The 17,772-nt window shown below is 45.0% G+C and carries 14 protein-coding genes; 11 read left to right on the top strand and 3 right to left on the bottom strand.

All coding sequences use genetic code 11. From position 1 onward, the window contains the following. Positions 1–248 precede the first annotated feature (248 nt). From secE to rpoC, 8 genes are all read left to right on the top strand, one after another. Positions 249–626 (top strand): preprotein translocase subunit SecE, encoded by a 378-nt coding sequence (gene secE, locus AB4323_RS01520; RefSeq protein WP_010435558.1) that lies wholly within the window; start codon positions 249–251, stop codon positions 624–626. Positions 627–639: 13 nt separating this feature from the next. Then, on the top strand, positions 640–1,188 hold the full coding sequence (gene nusG, locus AB4323_RS01515; protein ID WP_010435556.1) for a transcription termination/antitermination protein NusG: 549 nt from the start codon (positions 640–642) through the stop codon (positions 1,186–1,188). Positions 1,189–1,401: 213 nt separating this feature from the next. Continuing rightward, on the top strand, positions 1,402–1,830 hold the full coding sequence (gene rplK, locus AB4323_RS01510) for a 50S ribosomal protein L11 (protein WP_010435555.1): 429 nt from the start codon (positions 1,402–1,404) through the stop codon (positions 1,828–1,830). A gap of 4 nt (positions 1,831–1,834) precedes the next feature. Next, positions 1,835–2,539: a 50S ribosomal protein L1 gene (gene rplA, locus AB4323_RS01505; protein ID WP_017060523.1), complete on the top strand. Its 705-nt coding sequence runs from the start codon at positions 1,835–1,837 to the stop codon at positions 2,537–2,539. A gap of 250 nt (positions 2,540–2,789) precedes the next feature. Beyond that, complete coding sequence (rplJ, locus tag AB4323_RS01500) at positions 2,790–3,284, top strand: 50S ribosomal protein L10 (protein ID WP_017060524.1); 495 nt, start codon at positions 2,790–2,792, stop codon at positions 3,282–3,284. A gap of 57 nt (positions 3,285–3,341) precedes the next feature. Further along, positions 3,342–3,710 carry a 50S ribosomal protein L7/L12 gene (rplL, locus tag AB4323_RS01495; RefSeq protein WP_017060525.1) on the top strand — a complete coding sequence of 123 codons (369 nt, stop codon included), beginning with the start codon at positions 3,342–3,344 and terminating at the stop codon, positions 3,708–3,710. A 235-nt stretch (positions 3,711–3,945) separates the two neighbouring features. Further along, positions 3,946–7,974: a DNA-directed RNA polymerase subunit beta gene (rpoB, locus tag AB4323_RS01490; protein WP_017065638.1), complete on the top strand. Its 4,029-nt coding sequence runs from the start codon at positions 3,946–3,948 to the stop codon at positions 7,972–7,974. A 92-nt stretch (positions 7,975–8,066) separates the two neighbouring features. Next, entirely contained in the window at positions 8,067–12,269 is a 4,203-nt protein-coding gene (gene rpoC, locus AB4323_RS01485; RefSeq protein ID WP_017060527.1) for a DNA-directed RNA polymerase subunit beta', read from the top strand. Between the two features lie 330 nt (positions 12,270–12,599). Here rpoC and AB4323_RS01480 read toward each other — a convergent pair whose 3' ends face one another. Beyond that, positions 12,600–13,097 carry an Rsd/AlgQ family anti-sigma factor gene (locus tag AB4323_RS01480; RefSeq protein ID WP_032546263.1) on the bottom strand — a complete coding sequence of 166 codons (498 nt, stop codon included), beginning with the start codon at positions 13,095–13,097 and terminating at the stop codon, positions 12,600–12,602. A 165-nt stretch (positions 13,098–13,262) separates the two neighbouring features. Here AB4323_RS01480 and nudC point away from each other — a divergent pair, with 165 nt between their 5' ends. Together nudC and hemE are read left to right on the top strand one after the other, a co-directional pair. Next, on the top strand, positions 13,263–14,072 hold the full coding sequence (nudC, locus tag AB4323_RS01475; protein ID WP_017060529.1) for an NAD(+) diphosphatase: 810 nt from the start codon (positions 13,263–13,265) through the stop codon (positions 14,070–14,072). A 299-nt stretch (positions 14,073–14,371) separates the two neighbouring features. After that, entirely contained in the window at positions 14,372–15,439 is a 1,068-nt protein-coding gene (gene hemE, locus AB4323_RS01470) for a uroporphyrinogen decarboxylase (protein ID WP_017060530.1), read from the top strand. Positions 15,440–15,542: 103 nt separating this feature from the next. Here hemE and AB4323_RS01465 read toward each other — a convergent pair whose 3' ends face one another. Both AB4323_RS01465 and AB4323_RS01460 read right to left on the bottom strand, forming a co-directional pair. Then, a complete protein-coding gene (locus tag AB4323_RS01465; protein ID WP_372151438.1) occupies positions 15,543–16,136 on the bottom strand; it encodes a uracil-DNA glycosylase family protein in 594 nt (197 codons plus the stop codon). Continuing rightward, complete coding sequence (locus tag AB4323_RS01460) at positions 16,136–17,062, bottom strand: D-2-hydroxyacid dehydrogenase (protein WP_017062698.1); 927 nt, start codon at positions 17,060–17,062, stop codon at positions 16,136–16,138. Before AB4323_RS01460 ends, AB4323_RS01465 begins: the two co-directional genes overlap by 1 nt. A 71-nt stretch (positions 17,063–17,133) precedes the next feature. Between AB4323_RS01460 and AB4323_RS01455 the strand changes: the two genes are divergently transcribed. Continuing rightward, complete coding sequence (locus AB4323_RS01455) at positions 17,134–17,721, top strand: YjaG family protein (RefSeq protein WP_017062699.1); 588 nt, start codon at positions 17,134–17,136, stop codon at positions 17,719–17,721. Positions 17,722–17,772 lie beyond the last annotated feature (51 nt).

The raw sequence follows: 17,772 nt of genomic DNA, 5'->3' as shown, positions 1-17,772 counted from the left end.
TGTTGTAGCTAAAATCTTTGCATAAGATTTGACGAACCACTAGTAAAAAGGGCATCATTTGATGCCCTTTTTCTGCGCTAAAAAAAGAGTTGGATGTTTTGACATCGATTTTTGCTCTTAGCAAAGAATTAAACGGTCTTTTTGACTAAAATGACTGTTAGATGTGTTGTTTTGCAACGCAAAGGAATGTGCCCTGCAACAGCGGGGTTATTGTCGTCTATATTTAAGACTTATCACAGGTTGGTTTTATGAAAGCAAACGCTGAAACTCCTGATAGCTCAGGTGCAGCAGATACAATGAAGTGGATTGTCGCTTTTGTTCTGTTGGCTGCTGCTGTTGTGGGTAATTACCTGTATGGTGAATTGTCTGTTGTAATTCGCGCTGCAGGTGTAGTTGTGCTGATTGCTGCCGCACTAGGCGTTGCAGCAACAACAACTAAAGGTAAAGCTGCGATCGATTTTGCAAAAGAATCTCGTATGGAGATTCGTAAAGTTGTTTGGCCTACTCGCCAAGAAACTATGCAAACTACATTGATCGTTTTAGCTGTATGTATTGTTATGTCTCTAGTGCTTTGGGGAATTGACGGCATTATGGTCCGTCTAGTTTCTCTAGCAACTGGGGTGTAGAGGGTTCTGATTCATGAGTGAAGCTCCAAAAAAACGTTGGTATGTAGTTCAAGCCTTTTCTGGCTTTGAAGGTCGTGTTGCACAGTCGCTACGCGAGCATATTAAAATGCACAACATGGAAGAACTATTTGGCGATGTGCTAGTACCTACTGAAGAAGTAGTGGAAATGCGTGCAGGCCAACGCCGTAAAAGTGAACGTAAATTCTTCCCTGGCTACGTATTAGTTCAAATGATCATGAATGATGAATCATGGCACTTAGTACGCAGCATTCCGCGTGTTATGGGCTTCATTGGTGGTACCTCTGATCGTCCTGCACCAATCACTGATAAAGAAGCTGATGCTATCTTGAACCGTCTAGAGAAAGCGAGCGAGTCTCCACGTCCTAAGACAATGTTCGAAGCGGGTGAAGTGGTTCGTGTGAACGATGGTCCATTTGCTGACTTCAACGGTACTGTTGAAGAAGTAGATTACGAGAAAAGCCGCATTAAGGTATCTGTATCGATCTTTGGTCGTGCAACACCGGTTGAGCTTGAATTTGGTCAGGTTGAAAAACTGGACTAAAACTCTAAGTTTTGAACAAGCTGTGGATAAATAGTTCATAAGCTGTTTAAAATTAAAGAGTATAAAAAATCACCTTTTTAGGGTTGTTAAAGGCGCGAATTATGATTATAATTTCGCGCCTTTTTGCTTCTGTGGAAGTGAAAAAGAGTTAATTGAATTTATGGGGAGCTCGCCTTGCGGCTAGCGCATGTACCCAAAATATTAGGAAATATCATGGCTAAGAAAGTTGAAGCTTATATCAAACTGCAAGTTGCAGCTGGTATGGCAAACCCAAGTCCACCGGTTGGTCCTGCTCTAGGTCAACACGGCGTGAACATCATGGAATTCTGTAAAGCGTTCAACGCAAAAACAGAATCTGTTGAGAAAGGTCTACCTACCCCAGTAGTTATTACTGTTTACAACGACCGTTCTTTCACGTTCGTAACTAAGACTCCACCTGCTGCTGTTCTTCTTAAGAAAGCTGCTGGCGTTAAGTCTGGTTCAGGTCGTCCAAACACTGAGAAAGTTGGTACTGTTACTGACGCTCAAGTTCAGGAAATCGCAGAAACTAAAGCTGCTGATATGACTGGTGCTGACATCGAAGCAATGAAACGTTCTATTGCTGGTACTGCTCGTTCAATGGGCCTAGTGGTAGAGGGATAAGATCATGGCTAAACTTACTAAGCGTATGCGCGTAATCCGCGACAAAGTTGACTCAACTAAAGAATACGAAATCAGCGAAGCTGTTGCTCTTCTTAAAGAACTAGCGACTGCTAAATTCGTTGAGTCTGTAGATGTTGCTGTTAACCTAGGCATCGATGCTCGTAAATCTGACCAAAACGTTCGTGGCGCAACAGTGCTACCTCACGGTACTGGCCGTGACATCCGCGTTGCTGTTTTCACTCAAGGTGCAAACGCAGAAGCTGCTAAAGCTGCTGGCGCAGATATCGTTGGTATGGAAGATCTTGCTGAGCAAGTGAAAAAAGGCGAAATGAACTTCGACGTAGTTGTTGCTTCTCCAGATGCAATGCGTGTTGTTGGTCAACTAGGTACAATCCTAGGTCCACGCGGCCTTATGCCAAACCCTAAAGTTGGTACTGTAACTCCTAACGTTGCTGAAGCGGTTAAGAACGCTAAAGCTGGTCAGGTTCGTTACCGTAACGACAAGAACGGCATCATCCACACTACTATCGGTAAAGCATCTTTCGAAGCTAGCCAGCTTCAAGAGAACCTAGAAGCACTTCTAGTTGCTCTTAAGAAAGCTAAGCCTTCTTCAGCTAAGGGTTCTTACCTGAAGAAAGTAAGCATCTCTACTACGATGGGTGCTGGTGTTGCTGTTGATCAAGCTAGTCTTGATACTCAAGCAAACTAATTTGCTTAGGCGCAGATTTAGTGTATACTTCTGCGCCTAATATTTGTGGTTGGGTGGTTTTAAAGCAATTTGAAATCATCTATCCCAAGACCGTAGGCGCTGTCGATTTTCATTAGATTATTGATAGCTTAATAAAACCTACGTAGGCGATGTTGTGGTTTGAAGTGGATTTATTCATTTTTAAATAACATCGTAAACGCTCAATACATTTTGTATTGGGTGCTGTAATCACAACCAGAGGTTAATCCAAATGGCTTTAAATCTTCAAGACAAAAAAGCAATTGTTGCTGAAGTCAACGAAGCTGCCAGTGGTGCACTTTCTGCAGTTGTAGCTGATTCTCGTGGCGTTGAAGTTGGCGCAATGACTTCTCTACGTAAACAAGCTCGCGAAGCGGGTGTTTACATGAAAGTTGTTCGTAACACACTAGCACGCCGTGCGGTTCAGGGTACAGACTACGAGTGTCTAGTAGACACTTTCACTGGTCCAACTCTGATCGCGTTCTCTAACGAGCACCCAGGTGCTGCAGCGCGTCTTTTCAAAGACTTCGCTAAAGAGAACAAAGATTTCGAGATCAAAGCTGCTGCATTTGAAGGCGCAGTTACTGATGCTGAAGTACTAGCGACACTACCAACTTACGACGAAGCTATCGCACGCCTAATGATGTGCATGAAAGAAGCTTCTGCTGGCAAGCTGGTTCGTACTATCGCTGCACTACGTGACCAAAAAGAAGAAGCAGCGGCTTAAGCCTTGCTTTTCACTGGTTGCAAATTAAACTTATTGTTGACTTAAAAGAGAATTGTTATGTCTATTACTAACGAGCAAATCCTAGACGCAGTTGCAGAAATGTCTGTAATGCAAGTTGTTGAGCTTATCGAAGCTATGGAAGAGAAATTCGGCGTTTCAGCTGCAGCTGCAGTTGTAGCTGGTGGCGCAGCTGGCGGCGACGCTGCTGCTGAGCAAACTGAATTCGACGTTATCCTAACTGCTGCTGGCGCTAACAAAGTACAAGTTATCAAAGCTGTACGTGGCGCAACTGGCCTAGGTCTTAAAGAAGCTAAAGGTCTTGTAGACTCAGCTCCTGCAGCGCTTAAAGAAGGCGTTGACAAAGCTGAAGCTGAAGCTCTTAAAGCACAGCTAGAAGAAGCTGGCGCTTCTGTTGAAATCAAGTAATTATTACTTAATTTCATAGCCGCAAGGCTAATGGCTGGTGGTTTATTAACCACCGGCCTTTTTGCGCTGTAGGGCTATGACGAAATTTCCGCTGTTTAACCGTCATAATCCGAGCAAAAAAACAGTCATTTTTTCGAAATGATTGTTCACTACCACTAAATAGCTGTTTGTCACCACCCCCTCTGAAGAGTGTTTTGGGTGGTTTGGGTCACTTATCAGCGAGCTGAGGAACCCCATGGTTTACTCTTATACCGAGAAAAAGCGCATCCGTAAGGATTTTGGTACTCGTCCACAAGTTTTGGACATTCCATACCTGTTATCGATCCAGCTTGATTCTTTCGACAAATTCATCGAACAGGATCCAGAAGGTCAATACGGTCTTGAAGCTGCTTTCCGTTCTGTATTTCCAATTCAGAGCTACAACGGCAATTCTGAGCTGCAATACGTTAGCTACCGTCTTGGTGAGCCAGTTTTTGACGTTAAAGAATGTCAAATCCGCGGTGTTACTTACTCAAAGCCACTACGCGTAAAACTACGTCTAGTTATCTTTGATCGAGATGCACCAGCAGGTACTGTAAAAGACATTAAAGAACAAGAAGTCTACATGGGCGAAATTCCGCTTATGACAGACAATGGTACTTTCGTAATTAATGGTACCGAGAGGGTTATCGTATCCCAGCTGCACCGAAGCCCAGGCGTGTTCTTCGACAGTGATAAGGGTAAGACCCACTCATCAGGTAAAGTTCTTTATAACGCACGTGTAATTCCTTACCGTGGCTCATGGTTAGACTTTGAGTTCGATCCTAAGGATAACTTATTCGTACGTATCGACCGTCGTCGTAAGCTACCAGCATCGATTATTCTTCGTGCACTTGGTAAATCGACTGAAGAGATCCTAGATCTGTTCTTCGACAAGGTGAACTTCGAAGTTAAAGACCAAACTCTTCTTATGGAGTTGGTTCCTGATCGTCTACGTGGTGAAACTGCGTCATTCGACATCGAAGCAAACGGAAAAACTTACGTTGAGACTGGTCGTCGTGTTACTGCTCGTCATATCCGTCAACTTGAAAAAGATGGCGTTGAGCACATCGAAGTACCAGTAGAGTACATCGTTGGTAAAGTTGCATCTAAAGATTACATCAATGAAGCAACTGGCGAGATCATCGTTGGCGCGAACCAAGAGATTAGCCTAGAAGCACTTGCTAACCTGTCTCAAGCAGGTCACAAGTCTCTACAAACTCTGTTCACGAATGACCTAGATCACGGTCCATTCATGTCAGACACTCTACGTGCAGATAGCACAGTAGATCGCATCTCTGCATTGGTAGAAATCTACCGCATGATGCGTCCTGGCGAGCCACCAACGAAAGAAGCTGCAGAGTCTCTATTCGAAAGCCTATTCTTCTCTGAAGAACGTTACGACCTATCAACTGTAGGCCGTATGAAGTTCAACAGCTCTATCGAGCGTGAAGAAGAAGAAGAGCGCGGTACTCTGGATGAATCAGACATCATCGAAGTGATGAAGAAACTGATTGGTATCCGTAACGGTATTGGTGAAGTGGACGATATCGACCACCTTGGCAACCGTCGTATCCGTTCTGTAGGTGAAATGGCAGAAAACCAATTCCGTGTTGGTCTAGTTCGTGTAGAACGTGCCGTTAAAGAGCGCCTAAGCCTTGGTGACCTTGATGCAATCATGCCTCAAGATCTTATCAACGCTAAGCCGATCTCTGCTGCAGTTAAAGAATTCTTTGGCTCTTCACAGCTTTCACAGTTCATGGACCAAAACAACCCATTGTCAGAAGTTACGCACAAACGTCGTATCTCTGCTTTAGGTCCTGGTGGTCTTACTCGTGAGCGCGCAGGCTTCGAAGTACGTGACGTTCACGTAACTCACTACGGTCGTCTATGTCCGATCGAAACGCCTGAAGGTCCAAACATCGGTCTAATTAACTCACTATCTGCGTTTGCACGTTGTAACGATTACGGTTTCCTAGAAACTCCGTACCGTCGTGTAGTAGATGGTGTAGTAACAGAAGAAGTTGATTACCTGTCTGCAATCCAGGAAGGTCAATTCGTAATCGCGCAAGCAAACACCATTCTTACTGAAGAAGGTACGTTTGCAGATGAGCTAATCACAGCTCGTCAAAAAGGTGAATCTGGTCTTCACCCACGCGATCACGTTGACTACATGGACGTTGCGACAAACCAAGTAGTATCTATCGCTGCTTCGCTTATCCCGTTCCTAGAACACGATGATGCGAACCGTGCATTGATGGGTGCCAACATGCAACGTCAAGCTGTACCAACACTTAAGGCTGATAAGCCTCTAGTAGGTACAGGTATCGAACGTAACATCGCAGTTGACTCTGGTGTTACAGCGGTTGCTAAACGTGGTGGTCAAGTTCAGTCTGTAGACGCTTCTCGTATCGTAGTTAAGGTTAACGAAGATGAATTGGTACCTGGCGAAGCTGGTATCGATATCTACAACCTAACTAAGTACACGCGTTCGAACCAAAACACATGTATTAACCAACGTCCAACTGTACTTCCTGGTGAACCAGTTGCACGCGGCGATGTTCTTGCTGATGGTCCTTCAACAGACCTTGGTGAACTAGCTCTTGGCCAAAACATGCGTATCGCATTCATGCCTTGGAACGGTTACAACTTCGAAGACTCGATCTTAGTATCTGAGCGCGTAGTTCAAGAAGACCGTTTCACGACAATCCACATCCAAGAACTATCTTGTGTGGCTCGTGATACTAAGCTGGGTTCTGAAGAGATCACAGCTGATATTCCAAACGTAGGTGAGTCTGCTCTGTCTAAACTAGACGAGTCAGGTATCGTTTACATTGGTGCTGAAGTTAAGGGTGGCGACATCCTAGTTGGTAAAGTAACCCCTAAAGGTGAAACTCAACTGACTCCTGAAGAGAAGCTACTACGTGCTATCTTCGGTGAGAAAGCATCTGATGTTAAAGATACTTCTCTACGTGTACCAAACTCTGTTTCGGGTACTATCATCGATGTACAAGTCTTCACTCGCGATGGCGTAGAGAAAGACAAGCGTGCACTTGAAATCGAACAGATGCAGCTTAAAGAAGCTAAGAAAGACCTAACTGAAGAGTTCCAAATTCTTGAGGGTGGCCTTCTTAACCGTGTTAAAGCTGTACTTCTGTCTGGTGGTTACTCTGAAGCTAAGCTTGATACTATCGGTCGTAAGCAATGGCTAGAGCAAGTTCTAGAAGACGATGCGCTACAAACACAGCTTGAGCAACTTGCTGAGCAGTGGGATGAGCTAAAAGCAGACTTCGATAAGAAGTTTGAAACTAAGCGTCGTAAAATCACTCAAGGTGATGATCTAGCGCCTGGCGTTCTTAAGATTGTTAAAGTTTACCTAGCGGTTAAACGTCGTATCCAGCCTGGTGATAAGATGGCCGGTCGTCACGGTAACAAAGGTGTAATCTCTAAGATTAACCCTGTTGAAGACATGCCATACGATGAGAAAGGTCAGCCTGTAGACATCGTACTTAACCCGCTGGGTGTACCATCGCGTATGAACATCGGTCAGATCCTAGAAGTTCACTTAGGTTTGGCTGCGAAAGGTATCGGTGACAAGATCAACCAAATGGTTAAGGAACAACAAGAACTGCATAAGTTCCGTGAGTTCCTACAGAAGGTTTACGATCTTGGTGATACTCGTCAGAAAGTTGATATTGCTGAACTGTCTGATGATCAAGTTCGTACACTGATCAAGAACCTACGTGGCGGTCTACCGATTGCTACTCCTGTGTTCGACGGTGCTTCTGAGTCTCTAATCAAAGAACTACTTAAACTGGGTGATCTGCCAGAATCTGGTCAGCTTAAACTGTTTGATGGTCGTACTGGTGATTCGTTTGAGCGTCCTGTAACTGTTGGTTACATGTACATGCTGAAACTGAACCACTTGGTTGATGACAAGATGCATGCTCGTTCAACTGGTTCTTACAGCCTAGTAACTCAGCAACCACTTGGTGGTAAAGCTCAGTTCGGTGGTCAGCGTTTCGGTGAGATGGAAGTATGGGCACTAGAAGCATACGGTGCTGCATATACTCTACAAGAAATGCTAACAGTTAAGTCAGATGACGTTAACGGCCGTACTAAGATGTATAAGAACATCGTAGACGGTAACCATAGCATGGAACCTGGTATGCCTGAGTCGTTCAACGTACTGTTGAAAGAGATTCGCTCGCTAGGTATCAACATCGAGCTAGAAGACGAAGAGTAATCCCTCCTTCTTTTTAAAAGAAGATAGGATTATTTGGTAAAAGGGAGCTTGCTACAGCAGTGAGCTCCTTTAACTCCTTACAGGAGCTGAATGTGAAAGACTTATTAAACTTTCTAAAAGCACAGCATAAGACCGAAGAATTTGATGCAATCAAAATCGGTCTATCTTCACCAGACATGATCCGTTCATGGTCTTTTGGTGAAGTTAAAAAGCCGGAAACAATTAACTATCGTACGTTCAAACCTGAACGTGATGGTCTGTTCTGTGCACGTATTTTTGGTCCAGTTAAAGACTACGAATGTCTTTGTGGCAAATACAAGCGCCTGAAGCACCGTGGTGTTATCTGTGAGAAGTGTGGCGTTGAAGTTACACAAACTAAAGTTCGTCGTGACCGCATGGGCCACATCGAGCTAGCTTCACCAGTTGCTCACATCTGGTTCCTAAAATCACTGCCGTCTCGTATCGGTCTACTAATGGATATCCCTCTACGTGATATCGAACGTGTTCTTTACTTCGAGATGTACGTAGTAACTGAACCTGGTATGACTGATCTAGAAAAATCTCAGATGCTTACTGAAGAAGAGTATCTGGATCGTCTAGAAGAGTGGGGTGACGAATTCACTGCTAAGATGGGTGCTGAAGCGATCAAAGATCTGCTTGCAACAATGGACCTTCATCAAGAAGTGGAAGAAATGCGCGAAGAGTTAGAAACGACTAACTCAGAAACTAAGCGTAAAAAAGTTACTAAGCGCCTGAAGCTAGTTGAAGCGTTCATTGCATCGGGTAACGATCCGCAATGGATGATTCTGACTGTACTTCCGGTTCTGCCGCCAGATCTACGTCCTCTAGTACCACTAGATGGCGGTCGTTTTGCGACTTCAGATCTGAACGACCTTTACCGTCGTGTGATCAACCGTAACAACCGTTTGAAGCGTCTTCTAGAGCTAGCTGCTCCGGACATCATCGTACGTAACGAAAAGCGTATGCTGCAAGAGTCTGTTGATGCACTTCTAGATAACGGTCGTCGCGGTCGTGCTATCACTGGTTCTAACAAGCGTCCTCTGAAATCTCTTGCTGATATGATCAAGGGTAAACAAGGTCGTTTCCGTCAGAACCTTCTAGGTAAACGTGTAGACTACTCTGGCCGTTCTGTAATCACAGTAGGTCCATACCTTCGTCTACATCAGTGTGGTCTTCCTAAGAAGATGGCACTTGAGCTATTTAAGCCGTTCATCTACAGCAAGCTAGAAACTCGTGGCATGGCTACGACAATCAAAGCTGCTAAGAAGATGGTAGAGCGCGAAGAAGCTATCGTTTGGGATATCCTGGACGAAGTAATCCGCGAACACCCAGTACTGCTTAACCGTGCACCTACACTTCACCGTCTAGGTATCCAAGCGTTTGAACCAGTACTAATCGAAGGTAAAGCGATTCAGCTTCACCCACTAGTGTGTGCGGCATACAACGCCGACTTCGATGGTGACCAAATGGCGGTACACGTGCCTCTAACTCTAGAAGCACAGCTTGAAGCACGTACACTGATGATGTCGACGAATAACATTCTGTCGCCAGCGTCAGGTGATCCGATCATCGTACCTTCTCAGGACGTTGTATTGGGTCTTTACTACATGACACGTGACAAGATCAACGTGAAAGGCGAAGGTATGTACCTTGCTGGCCCTGCTGAGGCTGAAAAGGCATACCGTACTAAGACTGCTGAGCTACACGCTCGCGTTAAAGTACGTATCACCGAAACTGTAGTAGACGAAGATGGTAACAGCACTACTGAAACGAAGATGGTTGATACAACTGTCGGCCGTGCAATGCTATGGCAAATCGTTCCAGCTGGCCTACCGTACAGCATCGTTAACCAAAAGTTAGGTAAGAAGCAGATCTCTACTCTTCTTAACGAGTGTTACCGTAAGCTTGGTCTAAAAGATACAGTAGTATTTGCTGACCAAATCATGTACGCAGGTTTTGCATACGCTGCACTTTCTGGTGTTTCTGTAGGTATCGACGATATGGTTGTACCTCAAGCGAAATACGATGAAATTGAATCTGCTGAAGAAGAAGTTCGCGAAATCCAAGAGCAATTCCAATCTGGTCTTGTTACTGCGGGTGAGCGTTACAACAAAGTTATCGATATCTGGGCATCTACGAATGACCGCGTTGCGAAAGCAATGATGGATAACCTATCTTCTGAAACAGTTATCAACCGTGACGGCGAAGAAGAACAGCAAGAATCGTTCAACAGCATCTACATGATGGCCGACTCGGGCGCACGTGGTTCTGCAGCTCAGATTCGTCAGCTAGCAGGTATGCGTGGTCTGATGGCGCGTCCAGATGGTTCAATCATCGAAACGCCGATCACAGCGAACTTTAAAGAAGGTCTAAACGTCCTTCAGTACTTTATCTCAACGCACGGTGCTCGTAAGGGTCTTGCGGATACAGCACTGAAAACAGCAAACTCGGGTTACCTAACTCGTCGTCTAGTAGACGTTGCTCAAGACGTTGTAGTACACGAACATGACTGTGGCACGCATGAAGGTATCGACATGATGCCTCACATCGAAGGTGGTGACGTTAAAGTTGCACTTTCTGAGCTTGCTCTAGGTCGTGTAGTAGCTGAAGACGTTCTTAAGCCTGGTACTGAAGACGTACTGATTCCACGTAATACTCTGATTGATGAGAAGTGGTGTCAAATCATGGAAGACAACTCAGTAGATAGCATGAAAGTGCGCTCTGTTGTTACCTGTGATGCAGACTTCGGTTGTTGTGCACAGTGTTACGGTCGTGACCTAGCACGTGGTCACCTAGTGAACCAAGGTGAAGCAGTTGGTGTTATCGCTGCACAATCTATCGGTGAACCGGGTACACAGCTAACGATGCGTACGTTCCACATCGGTGGTGCGGCATCTACTGCAGCAGCAGAGAACAGCATCCAAGCTAAGACAACTGGTACTGTGAAACTTCACAATGCTAAGTTCGTAGTTAACAAAGATAAGAAACTGGTTATCACTTCTCGTGCATCTGAGATGACGATTATTGATGAATTCGGCCGTACTAAAGAGAAGCACAAACTTCCTTACGGTTCGATGCTAACCAAAGGCGACAACGCAGCAGTTACTGCTGGTGAAGTTGTAGCTAACTGGGAAGCGCATACCATGCCAATCATCACTGAAGTGGCAGGTCGTATCCAATTCGTAGATATGATCGATGGTATTACAGTTTCTCGTCAAACTGACGATCTAACGGGTCTTTCTTCAAGTGAAGTTACAGACGCAGCAGCTCGCCCAGCAGCAGGTAAAGATATGCGTCCAGCTATCAAACTTGTTGATGAGCAAGGTAACGACGTAATGATCCCTGGTACTGATATGCCAGCTCACTACTTCCTACCTGGCAAAGCGATTGTAAACATCGAAGATGGCGCTGAAGTTGGCATCGGTGACACACTATCTCGTATCCCTCAAAAATCGAGCGGAAACAAAGATATCACCGGTGGTCTACCACGCGTAGCTGACCTATTCGAAGCTCGTAAGCCTAAAGAGCCTGCGATCCTTGCTGAGCACACAGGTACTGTGTCTTTCGGTAAAGAAACGAAAGGTAAGCGTCGTCTAGTAATCACTCGTGAAGGCGGTGACGCTTACGAAGAGATGATTCCTAAGCATCGTCAATTGAACGTGTTCGAAGGTGAGAAGATTGAACGTGGTGATGTAATCGCCGACGGTCCTGAAACTCCACACGATATCCTGCGTCTACGTGGTATCCACGCAGTAACTCAGTACATCGCGAACGAAGTTCAAGAAGTTTACCGCTTACAAGGCGTAAAGATTAACGATAAGCACATCGAGACTATCGTTCGTCAAATGCTACGTAAGTGTACAATCACTCATTCTGGTGACTCTCCGTTCCTACCTGGCGAACAAGTTGAGTACCACAATGTTAAGATTGCTAACCGTAAGCTAGAAGCTGAAGGTAAAGAACTAGTACGTTTCGAACGTGATCTACTAGGTATTACTAAAGCATCTCTTGCAACTGAGTCATTCATCTCAGCTGCATCGTTCCAAGAAACGACTCGCGTACTAACAGAAGCTGCGGTTTCTGGTAAGCGTGATGACCTTCGCGGCCTGAAAGAGAACGTAATTGTTGGTCGTCTGATCCCAGCTGGTACTGGTTTCGCATACCACCAAGAGCGTCAAAAACAACGTGAAGAAGAGCAAGAAGGTCCTTCAGCTGAACAAGCTACTGACAATCTAGCAGCACTTCTAAACGCTGGTTTCTCTTCAGAAGAGTAAGCTCTACGAGTAGTCTCTAAGAGATAAGAAAAAGGCACCTTCGGGTGCCTTTTTTGTATCTGGCGTATTGGTATTTAGCTATGACTTATAAAGTGATAGGTGTGCTTATCTAGCTGGTGAGGTTGGATTTATGTCCTGAAGAGTGCTCTTTGAGGCCAGTAAGATAAAGGGTAGAGATGACTAGGCTGATTAGGGCTGTAACCATATGCTTATGGCTAAAGGTCAGGGCGAGCGAGTAAGCTCTGTCTGAAAGGTTCTGGGTAGTTTGGATAACCTTACAGACAAAACAAAAAGCTTGCACAGAGGCAAGCTTATTAAGGATTCGGCTAACTAAGCGCCTGGTGGAATCGCTAAACTGTCTGCAATAAGCTGGATAAGATTATCTTCTACTTCAAAACGTAGTTCGAGTAGTTCACCTACTTTGGACATATCTCCTTCGAAGTTAGGCAACTCATCGTCTGCATTTACTTTAACGTACTTATCATTGAATTCTAGAAGCGGCTCGGTTGTAAGTACGATCTTCGCGTAAGTTGTATCAATCTCGTCATTGGTTTTAAAGCCTGTTGCTTGCCATTTTTTCATGACCATATCGTAGATCTTAAAATGACCCTCTGAGATATAATCGACAACATGATCACAGAATGAGCTTATTTCTTTAGGGGAAGGGAGTTCAACAACGTTTGATTGCCCGTTGCTAGCTGGCTGCAAGGCACCTAGCTTACAATACTCAACGATTAGAGACTGTCGAGTTTCGAGCCAATGATCGATGACCTCATTAGAGCCACCCCATTGTTCTTGTATTTGTTTGAATTTATTTAGCATGACCATGTCCTCATGATCTGATCACAACCTTGTGATCAAGTAATTGCCTAAGCAGGGTCCGTTTTATTGGTAGCTACTAAAAGTAATAGCTTGAAATATTCTCTGCTACAACTCTAGTATGAAATTAGATTGCCAGTAAAATGAACGAACTGCAAGCAATGAGGCATAGGGATGTTAAAAAAAAGTGATAACAAAATGACAGAGCAAGCTTATTGGTGCGTCGTTTCTGGTAGTGATATTTGGGTTAATAATGATCAGTTTCCGTTTGGCTCTGCTGAAGAGCTTGGGCTGAGTGTGGAGCATGCAATCTGTATTGGTCAGCATCAAGGTCGCAAGGTGTATTGGCTCAACGATTGTGATGTGGAGAATGAGCTGAGCATGGTCAGCCTAAGAGAGTTACTGCACTGGCCTGAAGTGAGTTTCTTGACTGCAAGCAAAGCCATCCAATATGGGCATATGACTCAAAGTATGCGTTTTTGCCCTCAGTGTGGTGGTCGAAATCATCTCAACCATAACCAGGTGGCGATGCAGTGTGGAGATTGCCGCACACTTCATTATCCTCGTATCTTCCCGTGCATCATTGTCGCTGTACGAAACGACAACAAGATATTGCTTGCGCAGCACCCAAGACATAAGACAGGTATGTATACCGTGATAGCGGGCTTCCTAGAGGTCGGAGAGACCTTAGAGCAGTGTGTGGCAAGAGAAGTCAAAGAAGAAACGGGTATCGATGTCGATAATATTCGTTATTTTGGCAGCCAGCCATGGGCGTTTCCATCGAGTATGATGATGGGCTTTCTCGCAGATTATGCTGGTGGTACGCTCAAGCCTGACTACAGCGAGCTATCGGATGCTCAATGGTTTGACGTAACAAGCCTGCCTGATGTTGCTCCTGTTGGAACCATTGCGAGACAGTTGATTGAGAAAACCGTTGATGACGTGATGAAAGATGGTGTGACTGAGCAGATACTAGAGCACTAATTTGCCTGTGATAGTATTTGGCCTATGGGTGTTCAAAAGCTAAAAAAAACCCTCCACAAGTGGAGGGGGTAAGTAAGATGTCGTTATGAGATGCTGAGTAGTGACTACTCAGATGTTATAATTGTAATTTTCGCTAGCGAACAAATTTTTAACATGCTCCCGTAATTGGGTGCAAATTAAGCATTGATTTAAAAGTTAATAACTTGATCTAGGTTGCAAAGCACACAGCTTTTACCCTTCAATCAGTGTTAGAATACTTGCCATCAAAACTAGACAAGATTGAATTGGAATTTAACGGAATGACCGAATTAAAAAACGATCGCTATTTACGCGCACTTTTAAAACAGCCTGTTGATTACACACCGGTATGGATGATGCGCCAAGCTGGCCGCTATCTTCCTGAATACAAAGCAACGCGCGCTGAAGCGGGCGATTTCATGTCTTTGTGCAAAAACGCGGAACTGGCATCAGAAGTAACACTTCAACCTTTACGTCGTTTCCCGCTTGATGCGGCAATCTTGTTCTCAGACATCCTAACTATCCCTGATGCAATGGGCTTAGGTTTGTACTTTGAAACAGGTGAAGGTCCTAAGTTTGAGCGTCCTATCACGTGTAAAGCTGACGTAGAGAAGATTGGCCTACCTGATCCAGAAGGCGAGCTTCAATACGTAATGAATGCCGTTCGTCAGATCCGTAAAGACCTGAAAGGCGAAGTGCCACTGATTGGTTTCTCTGGTAGCCCATGGACTCTAGCGACATACATGGTTGAAGGTGGAAGCTCTAAAGCATTCACTAAGATCAAGAAGATGATGTACGCAGAACCACAAACGCTGCACCTGCTTCTAGACAAGCTGGCTGACAGTGTTATCGAATACTTGAACGCGCAAATTAAAGCGGGTGCTCAATCGGTAATGGTATTTGATACATGGGGTGGTGTACTGACTCCTCGTGACTACAACCTATTCTCACTGCAATACATGCACAAAATCGTTGATGGCCTAATCCGTGAAAACGAAGGTCGTCGAGTACCGGTTACTCTGTTCACTAAGAACGGTGGCATGTGGCTTGAGTCTATCGCAGCAACAGGTTGTGATGCGGTTGGTCTAGACTGGACAATCAACATCGCAGATGCAAAAGCTCGCATCGGCGACAAAGTTGCTCTGCAAGGTAACATGGATCCTTCAATGCTTTACGCTCAGCCTGAACGTATTCGCGAAGAAGTGGGCAGCATCCTTGAAGGCTTCGGCGACGGTGGTACAGGTCATGTATTTAACCTAGGCCACGGTATCCACTTAGATGTACCGCCAGAGAACGCTGGTGTATTCGTTGACGCTGTTCACGAATTGTCTAAGCCTTACCACAAGTAATTCTGAGTAAGATTATTGAAAGCGCTGTTGGGAAACCAACAGCGCTTTTTTATTGCCTGAAATTGGCATTTGATGGCGGTTTAATCTTGTTGTGTGCAGTTAATTAGGTATTTGGATCATAGTAGGCCAAATGCTCAGAGATGTGTTTCCTGATATAAGGAATGACTTCACTTTCAAACCAAGGGTTCTTCTTGAGCCAGATATTATTGCGTGGCGAAGGGTGGGGTAATGGCAAAAACTCAGGCGCCCACCTTTGCCAATCACGCACGGTTTCGGTCAATGTGCTGGTGGTCTTGTTTGTTAGGTAATGGTTTTGTGCGTACTGGCCAATCAGCAGTGTCATTTGAATATTGGGTAGAGATTGCAGCACTTTGTTATGCCAAAGCTCCGCGCACTCTTTGCGTGGTGGAAGATCACCACTTTTCCCTTTCCCCGGATAACAAAACCCCATAGGCACAATCGCGACTTTTTGCTCGTCGTAAAAAGTATCGCTATCTATCCCTAACCATCCTCTTAATCGTTCGCCACTCGCGTCATTCCAAGGGATCGACGACTCATGCACCTTGATACCCGGCGCTTGACCTATGATCAGCAAGCGCGCGTTTGGATGCGCTTGAATCACCGGGTTAGCACCGTGTGATAGGTGAGGCTCACAAGCTCGGCATTGTCGAATCTCTTTAAGTAACGAAGAGGACATCAGTAACCTTTTTCAAAATCGATGACATGATTAAGTGTAAAGCCATCTCGCCACTGTTTGTAATTCTCTGCGAAGATCTCGACTACTTGTCTTGGCTCACTGAGTGCAGCGATGTGTGGAGTGATGGTGACTTGCGGTAGTTTCCAGAAAGGATGTTCCTGAGAGAGGGGTTCACTTTCAAACACATCTAAAAATGCGTGTTCTACCCATCTGTTTTTTATGGCGAGCAACAAGGCTTTATTGTCGATGCTTTCCCCTCGACCGACATTAAACAGCAACACATTAGAGCAGTAACCTAACGTGGTTTGGTTCAACAGCTGATAGGTTTCAGCGGTTGATGGCAAGGTGTTGACCACAATATCGGCCTGCTTAAGGGCAGCCTCTATCTCATTGATGTGGAAAGTCTCTTTAAAGGTTTCTTGTTTGGATGGGATGCCGGTACGGTTGACACCTATGGTATGAATACCAAAAGCCGCCGCGGTTTTTGCCAAATGACTGCCGATTGAACCTGTTCCTAAAATCACCATAGTTTTGTCAGTTAGGCTAGTATAAAGCTGTGGCTGCCAGTTTCGTTGTTGTTGATGCTGGTGGTAATGAGGGAAGTGTCTACAGTGACTGATTGTGTAACCCAATACGTATTCTGCGATAGCCGGACCAAAGATGCCTTTGACGTTGGTTAGCGTATAGTCCTGACGCAGATCTGGCTGAGTGAGTTTATTGATTCCGGCATAGGTACTCTGTACCCAGTCTAGCTCTTTAAACTCGCCGAGGCGCTCTGCGATTAGAGGTGGTGACGCCAAGACAATCTGTGCTGATTTGGGGTTTTGAGTGATTTCTAGGTCGGGTAAATCCTGGTTTAGAATCAGTTGCGTATAGGTATCGTCATGCTCAGTAAGAATATAGAGCTTATTCGTAAAATTGTTCATCGGCTTACCTTTTCCCCCCAGGGTTTATCAAGTACACTTTCGCTGTCTTTTTCTGCAATTATTGAGTGACTATGCTTCAGAATCCACTGCAGGTTCGTCTTGAAAAGTTAGAACCTTGGCAACAAATTACCTTTATGGCGTGTCTATGTGAGCGTATGTATCCTAACTATGCCATGTTTTGTGAGAATACAGAATTTGCGGAAGCTCGAATCTATCGTGATGTTTTGGATAGCATTTGGGAAATCCTGACGGTTAAAACAGCAAAGGTGAACTTTGAGCGTCAACTTGAGAAGGTTGAAGAGCTATTCCCTAGCGGTGATGATTTTGATTTTTATGGTGTTTACCCAGCAATGGACGCATGCCAAGGCCTAGCAACGCTAATTCATGGTCTGCTTGACCGTGAACATATGTTGGAAGCGGTAATTAAAGTGAGTCAACAATCGGTGAAGACGGTTGCTGAGCTTGAGTTTGCTCAAGGCGCTGAAGAAGTGACGAACGAAAACCAGAAAGAAAACGAAGCGGTGTGTGAAGAGTGGGACGTTCAGTGGGCCATTTTCCGACCTCTACGTGAAACGACTGAGCGTGACTTAGAGCTGATCAAAGACCTACGCCACGAACTGCGTGAAGACCCAGTCAGTAACATTGGTGTTGCGCTATAATTCGCAATTGCACCAAGGTACGAATAAAAACAAAGGCTCCCTAGGGAGCCT

Source organism: Vibrio sp. 10N.261.52.C11 (assembly GCF_041471405.1).
Classification (GTDB): Bacteria; Pseudomonadota; Gammaproteobacteria; order Enterobacterales; family Vibrionaceae; genus Vibrio; species Vibrio crassostreae_C.
The sequence above is the reverse complement of the archived record's forward strand: the minus strand, read 5'-3'. Positions and strand labels throughout refer to the sequence as shown.